The sequence below is a fragment of the Bacillus cereus group sp. MYBK95-2 genome (genome assembly GCF_051915225.1).
Lineage (GTDB): Bacteria > Bacillota > Bacilli > Bacillales > Bacillaceae_G > Bacillus_A > Bacillus_A cereus.
In genome coordinates this window covers 334,503-352,754 of sequence record NZ_JBQAEH010000005.1, presented here as the reverse complement: position 1 = coordinate 352,754, position 18,252 = coordinate 334,503, and the positions used below count along the sequence as shown (strand labels likewise).

Here is an 18,252-nt window from a genome sequence, read left to right as displayed (position 1 = left end):
TACTTTAGTATAAAAGAATAAGATGGGACGCTGTATGCGATGAAAGTCGCACGTACAGTGTTAAGCGGGGGAAAAGATGGAGATAACTTCAAAGTCTTACCTATCGCAACTGTATGTATCAAAAAAGAGCACCTTGTATGGGTGCCTAAATGGAGTGTACAGAATGATCAAGATAATTACTTACCACCATTTTATCTATATGTTTCAAATACAAAAACAGTATAAAATAGTTATTTTGCATAAAAAAACAGGAGTGCGTGGCCAAAGCACTCCATGACGCTAATGACAACACCTTTAAAAGTATATGAATGATTTTCATAAATATGTTTTTAAAACTTGAAACAAAATCGTTAGTTATTTGAATAGAAATAGGAATTCAATTAAAAAGGGCCCGTTATAAACTACAGACCCTTCCCAAAAAAGACAATGTAGATTAACTGATTCAACAGGAGCCACCGGTCCAACGGGAGCGAAAGAAATCACAGGTTCAATATTAATATATGTCAAATGAATTTAAATATGATTAATCAAAGAATAATTTAACAAAACCCTTATTTCAACAGAAAAAAGAGCGCACGGGAAAGCGCTCTTTGAACAAGATTAAAATCGAAAAGTATCGGCAATTAAATCTTATGTATGTTTTCAGTTTATGTGCAAGTTTGAATCAAATCTTTATTTAAATTAAAAGAGCGCTAATCGAGAGCGCTCCTTATACCACATTATAACGACAGTGACGAACTCACATTATATAGAAAGGCACTATTATTGTATGTCAAAGTATGAGATTAGTGAATGGATTTAGATAAAATCGTTATTTGAAAGTAAATAAAAAAAGAGCACACATATAAGTGTGCTCCTAGACTAAAAGGTTTGAACGTATGAACTGTGGAGTGTCATACACAATAATATATGCTTGTGTAATTAAAAGGTGAAAAGATTTATATAAAAACGCTATTTGATACTAAAAATTAAAAGTGAAAAGAGCACTATGAATAAGTGCCCTTTCCAAGAGTGAGTATAAATACCTATCATTCTATACTAGTATATGTTGATAGATATTAATTGTGAAAAAATTGACCAAAACCTTATTTGATAAAGATATAACTAAGTTACAATAAATTCTACGATAATTGGAGTTGCTCCATCAAGTACATCTCCACCAGGAATGGTAATAGAAGAAGGGCCAACAGTGATAGTTGAGGTATCAGCTGTTTGGAGAACGCCATTAATATAGAGGTTGTAGTAAGCATATGAAGCTGGAAATGCTGTATTGGTCCCTATATCATTTGTAAAAGCTGTTGCAGCAATTGCAAATGTAGCACCAGTACCTGTCCCAGAGCTTGCTAAGCCGGTGAATTTTCTACCAGCCACAAAAGGTTTAACGATAGCCATTGAAATTCGCTCCTTTCTAAAATTAACTTGAACAAACTTTTAGAAAGCTTGGTCCTGTATTATATTTTATGGTTTACTTTTCAAAAAGAAACGGCTTATATATTAGCGTATTAGTATAATTTTTATCATTTGTATATAACATTATAAAGGTTTCTGGGTTGCGTTTCGTGTTACTAGGAAGAGATAATTAGGGTGATTTTGAATAAAAATTTCATTTTGTATTAGTTTAAAAGCCAAAAAGAGCACTTCATAAAAGTGCTCCCATGACGAGTTTCATTTTCTAAAAGAAAGGAATACATCATATCATACGAAGTTTGTCTGAAATGCGCTTGTGTTAATTAATTAATATTTGAAAAAAGAGCAGCTAGCAAAAGCTAACTACTCCATTTTCAAAAAGGTTCCGAGCTGCTATCACTGTTAAGAAAGCAGCTTACAGGTAGTATGTGCAGAATTGTGAGGATTATTCGGGAAAATAAAAAGAGCACCTTCGAACAGTGCTCTTTAGAGAGGAAATAATTAAGTTAATGAATGAGTGAAAAAAATACCTTTTCATTCGCGAAGCATTAATTTTTTGCTTCAAAATAATATATGAGCATTGAATTGAAAAAGTGATAATAAAAACAAAAGAACAGCTAGCAAAAGGTAACTGCTCCAAGCAGGGATGTACCTTTAGATGTAGTTATAGTATAAAACGGAATATTGAGTTTTATTCAGGAGGGTAGAAGGAAATGGTGCAATTTGTCCGATGTGTGGTAAAGAAGCATATGATCCGAGTAATGAAGAAGTCGATGTTGTTTTCTGTGATAAATGTATGGGAGTAGCAGTTGAAAGCGTAGGAGAAGACCGCTAAGAAAAATGGTACCTATGACATCTTATGGGTGGAACAAAGAGAAACAATGTGTTGAGTTTCAACTGCTAATTAATGAAGAGATTTATGTAATGCCAGTGTATGAGAAAGCGTAAAAGGCATGGGATAATTTTTTAGGTTAAGGAAAAATAACTTAATAAAATAATCCTTTTAATAGAAGTAGTGTGTAACTTGAAGTTACAATTAGAGTATAAACGGAATCGGATGAGTTATATGGGAATAAAACTTAATAAAAGTTTCATTTAAAAAAAGTGGTGATACGAATGTATATCTGTCCAAAATGTTTAGAATGTTTTGCTGATCAATATGAGCTTTTTGAACATTTTACATTGTGTGGAGCGGATAAGGATTCTTAAGTATTTTAATAAATTTAAAGATGTAGTTGGTTTATAAAGTTGATTCAGTAATATGTATAAAATTAATATAGAAGTACGTTTAACAAAGTTGCATAATTCCTAAAAAATACTTTTATAAGACGTTATTATAAAATGAGATAGTAAAGAGAAATTTAAAATTATTAACAGTGAGATGGGGAATTGAATAGGATTATATTAATTACTTAATGCTGGGATATGTTTTAAATGGAGAATCAAATTAAAGAGATATTTGGTGCATGGGTTGCAGCGATAGGAACAATTACTTCCGCTATTGGAAGTACGCCTTTTGATTTTATAAGCAGTAATGTAAGAAAGGATTTAAATGTTTACGGAAACGTATTACAGGCTGTTGGAAATGCTTTAGAGGCTGATGGTCAAGGAGAGGTGTCTCTTGAAAAAATCGGTAATGAAATCCAATCAATTGGTAATGTCACTGTAATATCTGGATTAATTATTGATTTTAAAGAAGAAACACAAATTAAATTAGTGATTGCTGGGAATTGGACACAGGCTTTGGGTGGACTTACAGCATTAGCAGATGAGTTTGAGGATACATCCGATAAAGATGAATACTTAAATATTGTTGGAAACTTATTACAGTCAATTGGGAATTCATTACAGGCAATAGGAGGTATTGACGAATTAAAAAGTATCAGAAATGAGGACCAGTCTAATAAAGAGGGTAATGTAAATAATGGGGAGAAAGATACAGACACACAGGTAAACAACGAAACTAATGAAAATGAAAAAGGAAAGCTAATAGATATTATAGGAAGTTGGGTTCAGGCAGTTGGTTCTGTAATTTCATTAATTGGACAAATTCGTGAAGAGAGTGAGGAATTGGAAGGGAATGATGAATAGAGTAATTTAATAGAACAGTTAAAACAATAATTCTTTTAAAGTGAAAGCAAACAGAATATAGTCCGGCTAGAAAACTAGAGGACACCAATTTTTAGAGCAGCGATAAAGCTGTTTTAAGAGTTGGTGTCCTCTTTATTTTTGAAAGGGGATGTGGGGAATGAAGGTATTAAAAGGTCAACTACGTGAATGGAAAAAGCAATCGAACCAATCGAAAAAGAAAAATAAGAAAAAAGGAAAAGAGAAATTTAGCACTCGTGAAATTGAGGATTTGATGGGGATGCATAGACCTTGTTATGAGCGGAAACGTGGAGCTTTAAGACAAAAATAATTTAAAAATAAAAAGGAGTGGTCTTACATGACTAAACAATTATCTTTCTTACCAAAAATAGATAGAACGGCAACACAAGAGGATTTAGAAGGCTTGTTGGAAAGTGTACGTATACATAGACAATTCGGGATGATACGTAAAGAAATGAAGGTCACTCCTTCTTATGAAATGCGTGAGTACGGTCCTACACATGCAGTTGGTAAACCGTTAGAAGATGTTGCAATAGCAAATATTCAACAAAGTAAACGAGAAAAGTGGCTTGAAAGAATGTCAGTACGTATTGATCATTTTTTAAATCGATTAGGAAACGGACGTGCTGGAAGAATTCAAAGAGATATTATTTATAAACGTTATTTAGAAGATGAGGATGTATGTGATTACATGGTTTATAACGAAATAGGGATGTCAGAGCGTACTTATCGACGTTGGAAATCTAAAGCGTTTTATAAACTTGCTTTTGCGCTCGGATTAGAAGTTTATGAGACTGAAGGAACGGGAGATAATGAATAATGAATTTTGTTCAACCAATACGTGATCCAGAGCAAATACAGCAGCTAAAAGAGTATTTTAAGGTAAAGAGCTTACGTAATTATATCCTCTTCATTATGGGCATTAATACAGGACTTAGAATCTCAGATATTTTGAAATTAAAGGTAGGAGATGTCAAAGGTAGTCATATATCTATAAGGGAACAGAAAACAGGGAAGACCATGAGTATTTGTTGCAAAGTAGACAAGGGAAAAATCGTCCTATCGGTCGCAGTATGGCATATAAGATATTAAGTGGAGCGGCGGCAGAGTTCGGGTTAGATGAAATAGGAACACATACGTTAAGAAAAACATACGGGTATCACATGTACATACAAACGAAAAACATAGCACATTACTCATGGAGATATTCAATCACTCGTCAGAGAAGGTCACATTACGCTATATAGTTGTAAACCAAGATGCAATGGATAAAGCAATGACTAGGTTTAAAATCTAATCTTTGCATTTTCTCTTTTAAATCTAGGGGTATCGCCACATCGCCATCAACCTAACAGAACAGGTTGCACCCAAAACGAATTTTTTTCTCTCTACATTTATTTATGAGAATTAAATTCATTTTTTCATTATATAAAGAACGATGCATTACATTTTCTTAGTGTAAGTTCTATTCAAGTTTCTTTTCACATAAGATGATTAGGTATAAAAATATAAGGTGAAGCGATATTCTGATTATTTAAAAAGGAGGCAGATAAATGTCTTTAGAAAAGTTTGTAGATGCATTACCTATTCCACCTGTCTTAAAAGCAAAAGATAAGCGTGATAACATTCCGTTCTATGAGGTAACTATGAAGCAAGTTGAACAGAAGTTACATCGCGATTTGCCACCAACTACCGTTTGGGGTTACAACGGTATGTACCCTGGTCCTACATTTGAAGTACGAAGAAATCACCCTATTTTAGTCAAATGGAAAAATGAATTACCTTTTGAACATCTGCTACCCGTAGATCGAACTATTCATGGAGCAGAACCAGACAAACCTTCTGTTAGGACGGTTGTACATTTACATGAAGGTCGGGTTAGACCCGAAAATGACGGATATCCAGAGGCATGGTTTACGCGAAACTTTGAAAATGTTGGCCCGAAATTCGTGCATGAAGTTTACTATTATCCAAACTGTCAACGACCTGCGACTCTATGGTATCATGACCATGCCCTTGGAATCACTCGTTTGAACGTTTATGCAGGACTTGCAGGGTTCTATCTCCTTCGAGATAAGAAAGAGGAAGAATTGAACTTACCAAATGGAAAGTTTGAAATTCCACTAGTCATACAAGATCGTTCATTTTATCCTAATGGTGAACTGTTCTATCCAACTCAACCAGGACATGAGCCACCTCCAGCGCCACAACCACCTCCACCAATAGATCCAACATTACCAAATCCATCAGTTGTACCAGAATTTTTTGGAAACACCATCCTAGTCAATGGAAAAGTATGGCCTTATCTTGTAGTAGAGCCACGGAAATACCGGTTCCGCATCCTTAATGGCTCTAACGCTCGTTTTTATCGTATAAAGTTGAGTTCTGGACAAAATTTTGTCCAAATTGGCACAGAAGGAGGACTTTTGGAAAAACCAATCATCGTATCCGAAATCATCCTTGCACCAGCTGAACGTGTCGATGTTATTATCGATTTTTCAAACCATAAAGGTCAAAGTATTATCTTAACAAATGACGCACCAGCTCCATTCCCTAACGGTGCCCCACCTTCTTCAGACCTGACACAAATTATGGAATTTTGTGTCAAACAAAAATTGCACAAACCTGACAACAGTAAAATTCCAAAAAAGTTAAGTTGCTTAGAACACTTGGATCCTAATGATGCTGTAATCGTACGAAAAAACCTCTTAGTTGAAACTACCGATGAATTCGGGCGTTTAAAACTTTTATTAAATAACCTAGATTGGGATCAAATGCCCCTTACAGAAACCCCATATAATGGGACGATAGAGATTTGGGAGCTTTACAATACTACACCGGACACTCACCCTATTCATTTGCACCTTGTTACTTTTCAAATTTTGAATCGTGCTACGTTTACTGGTGATCCAAATGGTCCTGACCTTATAGTTGGACCGCCACAACCACCCGATCCAAGCGAGATGGGTTGGAAAGATACCGTTCGTGCCAATCCTGGGGAGGTCACCCGTATCATTGCGCGTTTTGGGCCATTTATAGGAATCTACCCATGGCACTGCCACATCCTTGAACACGAAGACCATGATATGATGAGACCATACGAAGTTCTCGATAATCAAAACTTTAACCCGTGTGAACCGATCCCTGGGGAATGTCCAGATGATTCGTTCACTCAGTGTTTCGATCGTGATAATGATGACGATGATTGATTACAACACAAGCTTCTCTTTTTTATTTTGTCTATAAGGAGTACCAATACATCGCTATCAAGCTAAGGTCTTACACTACCCGTAAAGCAAAAAAGACGTTATCCTTTCTGTAGAATTATAAGAAAGGATGGCGTTTTTTATGTCTGTTTCTGTGTCTGACGAATTACAACTATTTGCTCAAGAGATTCAAAGTTTTTTATCTCCAAATACCTTACGGGATCTTGCTAGAGATGTTGGTTTTGTACAACGAACCAGTAAGTACCAAGCAAAAGATTTAGTAGCTTTATGTGTATGGGTGAGCCAAAATGTAGCTATGACTTCTTTAACTCAGTTATCTAGCTGTTTAGAAGCATCAACAGAAGTACTCATCAGTCCTGAGGGACTGAATCAACGGTTTAATAAGGCGGCCGTCCAACTTTTACAACACCTACTAGCCGAACTACTAAGCAAAAAATTTGCTGCATCTATGCCGATTTCTTCTCCATACACTTCTGTTTTCAAGCGTATGCGTATTTTGGATTCAACTGCATTTCAACTTCCCGATGTATTTTCATCTGTTTATCCAGGTGCAGGAGGATGCAGCCATACAGCGGGGGTGAAGATTCAGCTTGAGTATGATCTATTAAGTGGACAGTTCCTACATATTCATACGGGTCCATGTAAACAACATGATCGAACCTATGGTTCTCTGTGTACCCCAACTTTGACAGCGAATGATTTATGTATCCGAGATTTAGGTTATTTTCACTTGAAAGATCTTCAACATATACAAGATAAAAAGGCTTACTATATCTCTCGTATTAAATCAAATACACGTATTTATCAAAAAAATCCCACCCCTGATTATTTTCAAGATGGAAGAATCAAGAAAGGTACAGAGTATATACAGATAGATATGGAGTTCTTAATGAACTCTCTTCAGCCAGGACAAACATGTGAAATATCCGATGCTTATGTAGGAATGATGGATAAAGTACCAACTCGTGTGATTGTTCATCGACTAACAAAAGTACAACAACAAAAACGATTACAAGATCAAACTGTAAGAGAAAAAAAGAAAGGAATGAAGTATTCTCCTCGTAGTAAACGACTCAGTGGTATCAATGTATATATGACAAACACCCCTACAGATATTGTCCCGATGGGACAGGTACATGACTGGTATTTTTTGCGTTGGCAAATCGAAATTTTATTTAAAACGTGGAAGTCATTCTTTCAAATTCATCATTGTAAAAAGATAAAACCAGAACGATTGGAGTGCCATTTATATGGTCAATTGATTGCCATTCTACTCTGTTCTTCTATCATGTTTCAAATGCGCCAATTGCTCCTCATGAAGAAAAAACGAGAGCTTAGTGAGTATAAAGCTATATATATGATTAAAGACTATTTTCTTCTTCTATTCCAAACTATACAAAAAAACACCCAAGAGCTATCAAAGGTGTTACTTCGCCTATTCAATCTCCTACAGCAAAACGGGCGGAAATCTCATCGATACGAGAAAAAACGGTCTTTGATATATTAGGTGTCGTTTACAATTGTACCATGTCTGATAATCAAGCCGCTTAATTCAAAAAAGTGAAACCCGTTAGGGTTTATTTCGTATGCAAATCTTTCAATCATCTACACTTGCCCTTTAGAAAAAAGAAACAATCTCGCTTAAAATTGACTTTGCATAAGCTTAGCTTGATAGCGATGGGGTATTTCTTTTTATTAGCCGAATAGCGATGAGGTACCGTCATATCGCTATAGCTCTTCTAAACTCCTTGTTTACAATGATTTAAATGTATATTTTTGATAATAATTTTATAGAAAGTACGCGATTTGCAATAAATTTAAAATTTGAATATAAAATTAACAATATATACATTGGAACATCTTATTAAAGTTTGTATACAATAGAGTGTAATTAAAAATGTATTAATATGAAAATGGTATTTTTTTCATACAAAAGGCCTAGTTTCTACTAGGCTTTTTGTTCAATCCATTTATATTCTACATACCCCCCGAATTGAAGCGTTATTCAAACTTTTAAATTTTAACATTTTTTTTGAAATTCAATATATGATGCTATGAACAATTACAACATAGTCTTAGTCTTTAAAAGAAAAAAAGATCTCTAAAAAATAGAGATCTTTTTTAAACTAAGGAATTGAGAGCTTAGATAATTATTTAGATTTAGTAATTATCATATTTATTTTTACAATCTTTGTTGTGATGAGGGTAATAAGGTTCAAAACGACAATAGCATTTTTTCACGTAGTATTTTTTGTAGTAGTAGTCATAGTCTTTTTCTTCATATCTATATCTATCTTTTTTATAATCATCACAATCATGTCTTTCTTTTTTATGATGACCACAATCATGTTTCCAATAACTCATATTTATCCCTCCTTTATATTTTGTATATAACACATTTTTATAATATGATCTTTTTATTCCGTAGTATCAGCTTGTCCCCTAGATTAGTTAAAAAAAGGGGAATGCCTATGCCCATCAACTTAAGAAAACAAATCCATCCCAAAACGAAAAAATGATCTTTTTTATTACAAATTAAGACAAAATCTCGTTTTGGGGGTAGTTGTATTTCCTTAGCTTGATAGCGATGGGGTATCGCCAGCATTTCTGAAAAAACACGCTAATGGTATAAAAAAATTATACAGTTTTCGGTGAATACAGTAACAAACGAGAACCCTAAAAACCATGCCAGGATAGGAATATATATTTAAGATGAATAGAGTTATAAAAGAGAAAAAAGGGAGTTCTTGTAAGAGTAAGAACCCACTTTTTATTGCAACTGATAATGAGACGTTATGTTAACTAGTTCTGTATAGAGTATTCATATGTTTTTAATAATTCATCTTGAATCTAAGTACATTTCCTTAACAAGTGCATAGAATAATTTTGTAAAAACGTGAAAGGATTGGGGAAAATGCACTATAATCCTTATATATATCCATATCAATATTTTTATTATGTTACCATGCCAATACCAATGTATAACTATGGAAGACAGTCTGTTTACTCGACTTTTCCTAATGAGATAGAGCATGCAAACAGATATGATTCTTTTCGTTCTTCCAACGGTGACAGAAGAATTTCATTAACAGATTATGGATCAAAACCATTTGTCGTTAATATCAATGAAGCAACGAAACAAAATAATACCTATCGTACTGCTTTATGGACAGGAACACATTTACAAGTTACTTTAATGAGTCTCAATGTTGGCGAAGATATCGGTTTAGAAATGCATTCAAACGTTGATCAATTCTTACGTATTGAACAAGGCCAGGGGATTGTCCAAATGGGAAAAAGTAAAGATAATTTAAACTTTAAAAGAAATGTCTATGATGATTATGCCATAATGATACCGGCTGGAACATGGCATAATCTAACTAATACAGGTAATATCCCTCTAAAACTTTATTCAATATATGCTCCTCCTAACCATCCATTTGGTACTGTACATGTAACAAAAGCTGATGCCATGGTAAATGAATAAAATTATTAAAAGTATTAAAAAGGATCTTGGATTGAAGATCCTTTTTTTATGTCTATAATAGGACGTTATGTCTACCTGATATGTATAGGATATACATCGTCAGTTTTACTGGACAAGTATACAAGCTAAATTACTTGATTTGAATATAATTAATTATATTATGTTTCAAAAAAAGGCGGTGAATTATTTTGGACTCATATTTTTCAAAACCAAAGGGACGCTGTCGTAGGCTTTTCCCTGCTTTCCCACCTGCTGTTCCTCCTATTATTGTGAAAGCTAAATTTCTTTATGTATCTAGTACTGACGGCGGCATTGATGATGACACTATAGAAATTTATAATATTATTAATCCTACGGCTCCTATACGTGTAGGAGAGTTTACATCAGTAACTAATTTAGGTCCTGCAGGATTAGCTATTACAGGTACTATTCTTTATATCGCGAATTTAGGAGATGGTGTGGAAATCTACAATATCACTAACCCTATAGCCCCTATACGCATAGGAGAATTTGGCACAGCAGATTTAAATGTTCCTGATCAATTAGCAATTACAGGTACCACTCTTTATATCTCAAATGGTGGTAATAACACAGTGGAAATTTATAATATTATTAATCCTACGGCTCCTATACGTGTAGGAGAGTTCGGCACTGGAGATTTAAATGCTCCTTCCGGCATGACTACTACAGATACCACTCTTTATGTAGCAAATACTGGAGATAACACAGTAGAAATTTATAATATTACTAATCCTGTGGTTCCTGTGCATGTCGGGGAATTTAACGCTGGAAATTTAAATATCCCTGCCGGATTAGCTGTTACAGGTACCACTCTATATGTCGCAAATGCTGGTGATAACACGATAGAAATTTATAATATAATCAATCCTACAACCCCTGTTCGTATAGGAGAGTTCGGTGCTGGAGATTTAAATGCTCCTGCAGTATTGGCTATTACAGATACTACTCTATATGTCGCAAACACTGGAGATAACACAATAGAAATTTATAATATAATCAATCCTACGACCCCTATACGTGTAGGAGAGTTTGGTGCCGGAGATTTAGATTTCCCTAATGGATTAGCAATTTTCACAGTATTTGGATACAACTACCAATAACGAGAATTATGTAAATAAGCTGTCTATATGGGCAGCTTATTATATTTTTTCCGCATAGTGTAGGTTATTTTGCAAAATGCTGGTGGTATCCGTATCCCTATGCAGTTACTCATAATTTTCGTGCTGTGTAACTCAAAAGAGAAAGTGAAATGAAATCAATGATACCAAGGGATTCAGCGAAGGGGTCAGTTACACACAATATAAGATATGGGTAAGTGGTAGTATCAAGGAATTGAATGGTGTATATACATAAATATAAAATGTAAGGGGGAGGTAATTGTGATTCATGTTAAATGAAGAACTATTAGAAGTAATAATTAGATATAAAAGGAATACTGGAAGAAATCCTGATGTGTTAAAGCTAAATCCAACTTATTTTAGAAATATTCTAGAAGAATTGAATTATCCACAGTGGATTATAAAAAAGAAAATGACAGAAATGAAAAAAAGTATATTCGGTGTATCAGTGGAATTAACAGATGCAGTGGGAAAATTTGAACTATGAAAAAGTTGGCAGAGTCGTGACCGCTTTTTGGCAGGAAATGTGCCGGTTATTTTGTAATTAACGTGTTATATTTGTATTGTGGGAAGTGGCGGGAAACACAACTCATTATGTTGTTTTTTAAATTCTAAACGGTTCGTAATGATGGCGCATAAAATCCGAAACCAGCAGATGGTAACGATTGAATGATACCGTTATTAAGGAGAGCTTTTGCTCTTCTTCCAGTTACTTAATAATGCATAAAAAGATTGGTGCAGCAATATTAGGTGATTGGAAGAAGGGTAAAACTTCATTTACCTTAATTAAAATACAAATAAATAATTGATATCAGAGCATCCGTAACGGTTGCTTTTTTCTTTGTTATATAGAAATTACACATTAAACGTATTTAAATACTGTTTTAGGTATAACATGAATTGACAACAATATTAGATGTTAAATGTACCGTGAAACTCTTGGAAATACAATGATGGGAAATTATAATGATATTGGTATATTACGGGAGAAGGCGGAATTGTAGGAGTAAAGGGAATGTGCCCAGGTTGCATACCATATTGACCATATGAAGGATATTGAGGTAAATGTTGCCAAGCAGAAGCTGGAGCTACAACAATCCTCATCGGTAAAGGATTCATAATATAATCACTCCTAAAGTAGTATTCATGTAATAGGGTATGCGCTCACTGAATATAGATGTGCACAATCTAGGCCTATAAACATAATAATTAACGAACAGAAAATACGGTTACTAATCTTATGATGTGTCCATTAGGGATGTTTTATTTTTAGAACAAACATGTGTATAGCAATTAGAGCAGGCGCTGCCGTGATCTGGGTGGTGTCTTGTTTGTTGTTAAGGAAAGATAAGCGCAAACGTGTTGCATTTATTATGAGGTGATACATATGGAATTAGAATTATTAAATGATTTAACAGCAGAGTTAAAGACACGAGTTTTATCTGATGCAGTTACATGGGAATTAATTAATATTATTGTATTGGATCATTTAGAGAGAATGACAGATAAAACAAAAATGAATGAAATGGGTATAGGGATGTATGGTGTTAAATGGGAAGATGTTAATTTGAAACCATATGCAGCGCTAGATAATGTTATTGGTGTTAATGATGCTCATCTTATTAGCGGTCTTTCTCCTGGTCATATAAAGAATCTATGTGCAGCAGGTGCTATTGAATCCAAAAAGGTCGGCAATACGTGGATTTTAGATAATGAGAGATTTAGAGTATGGTTTGAATGCTCCCAATTAAACGAAACAAACTCAACACAACCCAAATATTGTAAGGGGTGATGGTATTGTCAAATGTACAATATACTGCTCATGCAAATAATGGTAGTAAAGATGCTACAGAATATGTAAATGCATTAGCTTATATATCTTCATTTTTGTTAGCTTATTCTGATCAGAAAGTTATCGATAAATTGCTAACTCAATCCAATGAAAAAGAAACTGAACTAATTAATGGTATTTTAAGTGGATTGCAACTGCGTTTGTCCGAAAACTAGTGTCTCAAAAACAAAACATTATGAGACACTGAATATATGGGCCTTAAAACCTATAAAAATGGTATAACAAATGTCTCAAAACTATGTATCAATTAATAATTGATTTTGATACAGGAATTTGATACGATTTTTATATCAAATAACAAGGGATGATGGTGCATGATATTCGGATATGCTAGGGTTTCTACTAAAAAACAAAATTTAGATATGCAATTGGATGAATTAAACCGTTATGGTTGTGAAGAAATAGTTACAGAAAAAGAAAGTGGAGCGAAAAAGGACAGAAAAGAGCTTCAATTATTACTTGGCAAACTTCGCAAAGGTGATACATTGGTTGTTTACAAGTTAGATCGTTTAGGAAGAACCATGCACCAGTTAGTTAATTTATTGCAAGAATTTAATGATAAGGAAATTCACTTTGTTTCTATTAAAGATGGTATTGATACATCTACAACAATGGGAAGGTTTTTATTTCATATATTTGGTGCAATGGCTGAAATGGAACGCGAGGTTATTAATGAACGCGTTGTTAGTGGTGTAGCTGCTGCAAAAGAACGAGGAAAACAAGGCGGTCGCAAACGTGCTCATACTCCGGAACAGATAGAGGGTATGCTAAAAATGGTTGAACAAGGGTTACCTAAAGTTGATGTCTGTAAGATGTTCAATGTCTCAAGGGCAACTTTATATAGATACATAAATGAAGAAGAAAAAAATACGAAAAATTTGAAGTAGCGAATTCGCTGCTTTTTTATTTTGTGAAGCGATTAGCGTGAGGTGGTGTAAATGGAAGAAGAAACTATAAACGTTCCTACATGCTCTGTTTGTAATGAGCCGTGCATGTGGACATTAAAAATGCCATTAACTATTACTCATTTTGATAAAACATATCTCCGTGAAGCAAATACGGATAATGCTCATATATGCATTGAGTGTTTAGAGAAGGAAGTACAAACAATTGGATAAGGGGGCAGGTGTTATGTAATTATGGCCAGACAAAGAAGTCCAGACCGTAACAAAGCGTATGAAATATTTAAAGAACATAACGGTGATATTACGAATCGTAAAATTGCTGAATTGTTGTCTACATCCGAAAAAGCTGTAAGCGAAAAAACGGTTGGTGGATGGAAATCCAAAGATGGATGGATAGACAAATTAAATGGAGTACTCCATAAAAATGAACGGAGTACTCCAAAGAAAGATACGGAGTACTCCAAAAAGAAACCAGGAGCACCTAAGGGTAATAAGAATGCTGTAAACAATCGTGGTGGAGCTAAAAAGGGTAATAAAAATGCTGTTGGTAATTCCGGTGGTGCTGCTCCACTACGTAATGGTAATGCTGCTACTCATGGTTTATATAGAAAGTACTTACCGCAAGAAATATATGATTTAAAAGAAGAATTAAAAGAAGCAGTTAACAACGATTCCTTAACAATCATTTGGGATAGTATTATGCTGCAGTACACTCAAATCATCCATGCTCAACGTATTATGTTTGTTAAAGACAACGAAGACATGACCAAAGAACTGCGGAAAAATAAACTTACTGAAAGTGGTTTTGAAGAAGAGTGGGAGATACAATTCGCTTGGGATAAACAAGCTAGTTTCTTAAATGCTCAATCGAAAGCAATGTCAACGCTAGTAAATCTAATTGAAAAATACGATAGATTAGCTAATACAGAAGAACAAAAACTACGCATTGAGAAACTCAAGAAAGAGATCGCTGCTATTAAAGTTGATGGTGATACTAATCAGAATACAGAAGACTGGAAAGAGTCTCTTATGAAGATAGCAGAGCGCAGACGTAAGCAAAAGGAAGCTGAACAAAATGAGTAATACGGCTTTTAGCGAATTTATGGAGATTATCGATATTTATTGGGATGATCCTGTAGCGTTTGCTGAGGATATGCTAGGTTTTTATCCGGATGAATGGCAGAGAAAGGTTCTTATGGATTTGGCACAAAGTCCAAAGGTTTCAGTGCGTTCTGGCCAAGGTGTTGGTAAAACAGGTCTTGAGTCAGTTGTTGTTATCTGGTTCCTCTGCTGTAGGCCGAATCCAAAAGTTATTTGTACAGCTCCCACAAAGGAACAGTTATTTACTGTACTTTGGGCTGAAATAGCGAAGTGGTTAGAAGGTAGTGCAGTTAAAAATCTACTTAAATGGACTAAAACACGAGTATACATGATTGGTAGTGAAGAACGTTGGTTTGCTACTGCTAGAACGGCAACAAAGCCGGAGAATATGCAAGGTTTTCACGAAGATTATATGTTATTTGTATGTGATGAAGCTTCTGGTATAGCAGATCCTATTATGGAAGCTATACTTGGTACTTTATCTGGCGCAGAAAATAAATTGTTTTTATGCGGAAACCCAACAAGAACAAGCGGTGTATTTTATGATTCTCATAATCGTGACAGAGATTTATATAAAATACATAAAGTCTCTAGCTTAGATAGCCCTCGAACCAGTAAAGACAATATAGAAGTATTGAAAAAGAAATATGGTGAGGGTTCAGATGTTTGGCGTGTACGTGTACTTGGTGAATTTCCTAAAGCAGAAGCAGATGCATTTATCCCGTTAGAAATTGTAGAGCAAGCAGCATCTTGTAAAGTGGAGCCAACTGGTGAAACACTTGACTTAGGTGTTGACGTTGCGCGATTTGGTGATGATGAAACTGTAATTGTTCCAAGGATAGGAAATAAAGTCTTTAAATTATTAAACCACTATAAACAAGATACTATGGAAACTGCTGGTCATGTATTGAAATTAGCTAAGGAATACATGGCAAAGTACAAGCAGTTAAAAAGAGTGGATATAAAAGTCGATGATAGTGGTGTTGGTGGTGGTGTTACGGACAGATTGAAAGAAGTTATTAAATCTGAACGATTACCATTCAAAGTATATCCGGTTGTGAATAACGGGAAGCCGCTTGATGATGAGCATTATGATAATGCAGGTACAGAAGGTTGGGCCGTTGTAAGAGATTTACTTGAAGAGAATATGAAAGCATTTATACAGGGTGAAGAACCTACAATGGAGATTCCAAATGATGAAAAAATGATTTCTCAATTTTCTAGCCGTAAATACAGAATAACAAGTAGAGGTAAGATTGCATTAGAGCGAAAAGAAGAAATGAAGAAACGCGGATTGCAATCACCCGATAGAGCAGATGCTATAGTTCTAGCCTTCTATAAACCGAAAGTAGTTATGGGCGGTAAGGTTAAAAGAGTGTAGTCGGACATTTATTGTTCGGCTATTTCTTTTGATCTCTATTAATAGAAGAAAGGAGGACACACAAACGGTATGAGCAACAAGAAAACCATTAAGAATGTAAAAGTATTTGGTATTAATAAAGCAGCAGATGACCCAAAAAATAGGGAAGACAACAGTAAGCAAATGACTGTAGATCCATTCGCGCAAATATATGGCGATAAAGGGTTGGTTAAACCACCTTATGATATGTCGGTGCTGTTGGAAATAAAGGAAAGTAATCCAATCCATTCTGCTTGTATTAGCGCAAAAGTCGATGATATTGCAGGTGTTGGTTTTGACTTTGTTCCTTTTGAAGAAGTGAAAGAAGCGAACCAGGAGCAATATAAAAGGTTAAAAGAATTTATGCGGAATTGTAATCCAGAAATGACGAGTTCAGAAATTCTTAGAGCTGTATGGGATGATTATGAAACTGTTGGCTGGGGGATTATCGAAGTTGTTCGGAATCAAAAAAACGAACCATCGGAACTGTACCATATTCCGGCGCATACGGTTCGTGCTCATAAGGATAAAGTCCGATTTGCTCAAATTGTAAATAACAAAGAACGATGGTTTAAAAAGTTCAATTATCCCGATGATTTCCGTCTTGCTGATGGTAGGGCGATAAATGCAGAGGATGTTGCAGAAAGCGGAACAGAAAAAGCTGGAGAAGTAATTGTTATTCGTAAATTCGGTTCTCGTTCTTCTTATTATGGGATACCTAATTATGTTAGTTCTATCGGCTCGATAGTTGGATCTCAAGCAGTAAGAGATTACAATATTAACTTCTTTACAGGAAAGACAATTCCGGATGCTCTGCTATTTCTTGAAGGTGTTGATGAAATAGATGATGGAACGGAAAATGAACTAAAAGCATTCTTCTCTGTAGAAACAAAAGGAGAACATCATAAATTGGCCGTTGTCCCCGTGCCGCCAGGGGCAAAAGCTAGATTAGAAAAAGTTAGTCCAGATGTAAAAGAAGGCAGTTTTCGTTTATATAAGCAGGATAGCGCAATGGAGATATGTGTGGCTCATCGTGTGCCGCCTTATCGTATCGGCTGGGCTATGACAGGCTCATTAGGACAAACAACCGCTAAAGAAATGAACGAGATGTACAAGCGTTCTATTATTGAGCCTGGACAAGGAATATTAGAACATCGATTAAACTATCAATTATTTCGTGTATTTGCTGAAATACTCGGTGGATTAGATTGGTATTTCAAATTAAACGAAATTGATACAGATGATCGTGAAGCTGATATGCAATATGCGGCAGATGGTTATGAGAAACGTATATTAACACGGAATGAATCTCGTAAAGTAGTAGGTTATGAACCTGTAGCAGATGGAGATACATTCTTTGAAGGTGGTCCATCCGTTTCTCAAATAGAACCAATTGCAAAAGCTGCAGATAATGATCAAGAGAACATAATTGCTATTAATGAATTTAGGGAAAAGCATGAAGAAGTAGAGAAAGCTATGCAAAAGAAGGTGGCGGATTTTTTTCCGAACAGGGAAAACGGCTCTTAAACCTGCTTCCCTTAATTCGTATTAATAAAGCAGATGAAGAGATTGATCTTGTAATTGCTGAAGCAGAAGTTGATAAATTTCTTGATAGTGTCGATTGGG

General features: G+C 34.9%; 18 protein-coding genes and 2 pseudogenes. 17 read left to right on the top strand and 3 right to left on the bottom strand.

The window, feature by feature from the left end:
- The first annotated feature begins 39 nt into the window (after positions 1-39).
- Positions 40-225, top strand: coding sequence for a hypothetical protein (locus ACTFN4_RS19275; RefSeq protein ID WP_439962683.1), 186 nt, complete (start codon positions 40-42; stop codon positions 223-225).
- 879 nt (positions 226-1,104) lie between these two features.
- Here the strand turns inward: ACTFN4_RS19275 and ACTFN4_RS19270 are convergent.
- Positions 1,105-1,392, bottom strand: coding sequence for a DUF4183 domain-containing protein (locus ACTFN4_RS19270; RefSeq protein WP_086403805.1), 288 nt, complete (start codon positions 1,390-1,392; stop codon positions 1,105-1,107).
- 1,449 nt (positions 1,393-2,841) lie between these two features.
- Here ACTFN4_RS19270 and ACTFN4_RS19265 point away from each other — a divergent pair.
- The 6 genes and pseudogenes from ACTFN4_RS19265 to ACTFN4_RS19240 all read left to right on the top strand — a co-directional run bounded on the left by ACTFN4_RS19265 (position 2,842) and on the right by ACTFN4_RS19240 (position 8,294).
- On the top strand, positions 2,842-3,498 hold the full coding sequence (locus tag ACTFN4_RS19265; RefSeq protein ID WP_368506224.1) for a DUF6944 family repetitive protein: 657 nt from the start codon (positions 2,842-2,844) through the stop codon (positions 3,496-3,498).
- A gap of 157 nt (positions 3,499-3,655) precedes the next feature.
- Complete coding sequence (locus ACTFN4_RS19260; protein WP_098852629.1) at positions 3,656-3,826, top strand: hypothetical protein; 171 nt, start codon at positions 3,656-3,658, stop codon at positions 3,824-3,826.
- A 27-nt stretch (positions 3,827-3,853) separates the two neighbouring features.
- On the top strand, positions 3,854-4,336 hold the full coding sequence (locus tag ACTFN4_RS19255) for an ArpU family phage packaging/lysis transcriptional regulator (RefSeq protein ID WP_368506225.1): 483 nt from the start codon (positions 3,854-3,856) through the stop codon (positions 4,334-4,336).
- A pseudogene (locus ACTFN4_RS19250) lies at positions 4,336-4,763 on the top strand (tyrosine-type recombinase/integrase). Before ACTFN4_RS19255 ends, ACTFN4_RS19250 begins: the two are co-directional and overlap by 1 nt.
- A 306-nt stretch (positions 4,764-5,069) precedes the next feature.
- The gene (locus tag ACTFN4_RS19245) at positions 5,070-6,725 is read left to right on the top strand and encodes a multicopper oxidase family protein (protein WP_088060675.1); all 1,656 of its coding nucleotides are present in this window, start codon (positions 5,070-5,072) and stop codon (positions 6,723-6,725) included.
- 139 nt (positions 6,726-6,864) lie between these two features.
- Positions 6,865-8,294: pseudogene (locus ACTFN4_RS19240) on the top strand (IS4 family transposase).
- A 609-nt stretch (positions 8,295-8,903) separates the two neighbouring features.
- Here the strand turns inward: ACTFN4_RS19240 and ACTFN4_RS19235 are convergent.
- Positions 8,904-9,107, bottom strand: coding sequence for a hypothetical protein (locus ACTFN4_RS19235; protein ID WP_400154596.1), 204 nt, complete (start codon positions 9,105-9,107; stop codon positions 8,904-8,906).
- A 550-nt stretch (positions 9,108-9,657) separates the two neighbouring features.
- On the opposite strand from ACTFN4_RS19235, the gene ACTFN4_RS19230 reads away from it, so the two are divergent.
- The 3 genes from ACTFN4_RS19230 to ACTFN4_RS19220 all read left to right on the top strand — a co-directional run bounded on the left by ACTFN4_RS19230 (position 9,658) and on the right by ACTFN4_RS19220 (position 11,856).
- A complete protein-coding gene (locus tag ACTFN4_RS19230) occupies positions 9,658-10,230 on the top strand; it encodes a cupin domain-containing protein (RefSeq protein WP_400154610.1) in 573 nt (190 codons plus the stop codon).
- A gap of 188 nt (positions 10,231-10,418) precedes the next feature.
- Positions 10,419-11,351, top strand: coding sequence for an LVIVD repeat-containing protein (locus ACTFN4_RS19225; protein ID WP_400154597.1), 933 nt, complete (start codon positions 10,419-10,421; stop codon positions 11,349-11,351).
- 286 nt (positions 11,352-11,637) lie between these two features.
- Positions 11,638-11,856 (top strand): hypothetical protein, encoded by a 219-nt coding sequence (locus ACTFN4_RS19220; protein WP_000930975.1) that lies wholly within the window; start codon positions 11,638-11,640, stop codon positions 11,854-11,856.
- Positions 11,857-12,281: 425 nt separating this feature from the next.
- Here the strand turns inward: ACTFN4_RS19220 and ACTFN4_RS19215 are convergent, their stop codons facing one another.
- Complete coding sequence (locus ACTFN4_RS19215) at positions 12,282-12,488, bottom strand: hypothetical protein (protein WP_001068928.1); 207 nt, start codon at positions 12,486-12,488, stop codon at positions 12,282-12,284.
- 268 nt (positions 12,489-12,756) lie between these two features.
- Between ACTFN4_RS19215 and ACTFN4_RS19210 the strand changes: the two genes are divergently transcribed.
- The 7 genes from ACTFN4_RS19210 to ACTFN4_RS19180 all read left to right on the top strand — a co-directional run bounded on the left by ACTFN4_RS19210 (position 12,757) and on the right by ACTFN4_RS19180 (position 18,153).
- On the top strand, positions 12,757-13,161 hold the full coding sequence (locus ACTFN4_RS19210; protein WP_063536219.1) for a hypothetical protein: 405 nt from the start codon (positions 12,757-12,759) through the stop codon (positions 13,159-13,161).
- On the top strand, positions 13,161-13,376 hold the full coding sequence (locus ACTFN4_RS19205) for a hypothetical protein (RefSeq protein WP_063536220.1): 216 nt from the start codon (positions 13,161-13,163) through the stop codon (positions 13,374-13,376). The genes ACTFN4_RS19210 and ACTFN4_RS19205 overlap by 1 nt, the downstream gene beginning before the upstream one ends.
- Positions 13,377-13,535: 159 nt before the next feature.
- Positions 13,536-14,108, top strand: a complete 573-nt coding sequence (locus ACTFN4_RS19200) for a recombinase family protein (protein WP_000576168.1) — start codon at positions 13,536-13,538, stop codon at positions 14,106-14,108.
- Positions 14,109-14,159: 51 nt separating this feature from the next.
- Entirely contained in the window at positions 14,160-14,339 is a 180-nt protein-coding gene (locus tag ACTFN4_RS19195; protein WP_000390790.1) for a hypothetical protein, read from the top strand.
- Positions 14,340-14,360: 21 nt separating this feature from the next.
- Positions 14,361-15,209, top strand: a complete 849-nt coding sequence (gene terS, locus ACTFN4_RS19190; RefSeq protein WP_324656351.1) for a phage terminase small subunit — start codon at positions 14,361-14,363, stop codon at positions 15,207-15,209.
- Positions 15,202-16,608 carry a DEAD/DEAH box helicase family protein gene (locus ACTFN4_RS19185; protein WP_324656352.1) on the top strand — a complete coding sequence of 469 codons (1,407 nt, stop codon included), beginning with the start codon at positions 15,202-15,204 and terminating at the stop codon, positions 16,606-16,608. Before terS ends, ACTFN4_RS19185 begins: the two co-directional genes overlap by 8 nt.
- Positions 16,609-16,677: 69 nt before the next feature.
- A complete protein-coding gene (locus tag ACTFN4_RS19180) occupies positions 16,678-18,153 on the top strand; it encodes a phage portal protein (RefSeq protein WP_324656353.1) in 1,476 nt (491 codons plus the stop codon).
- Positions 18,154-18,252: the final 99 nt, after the last annotated feature.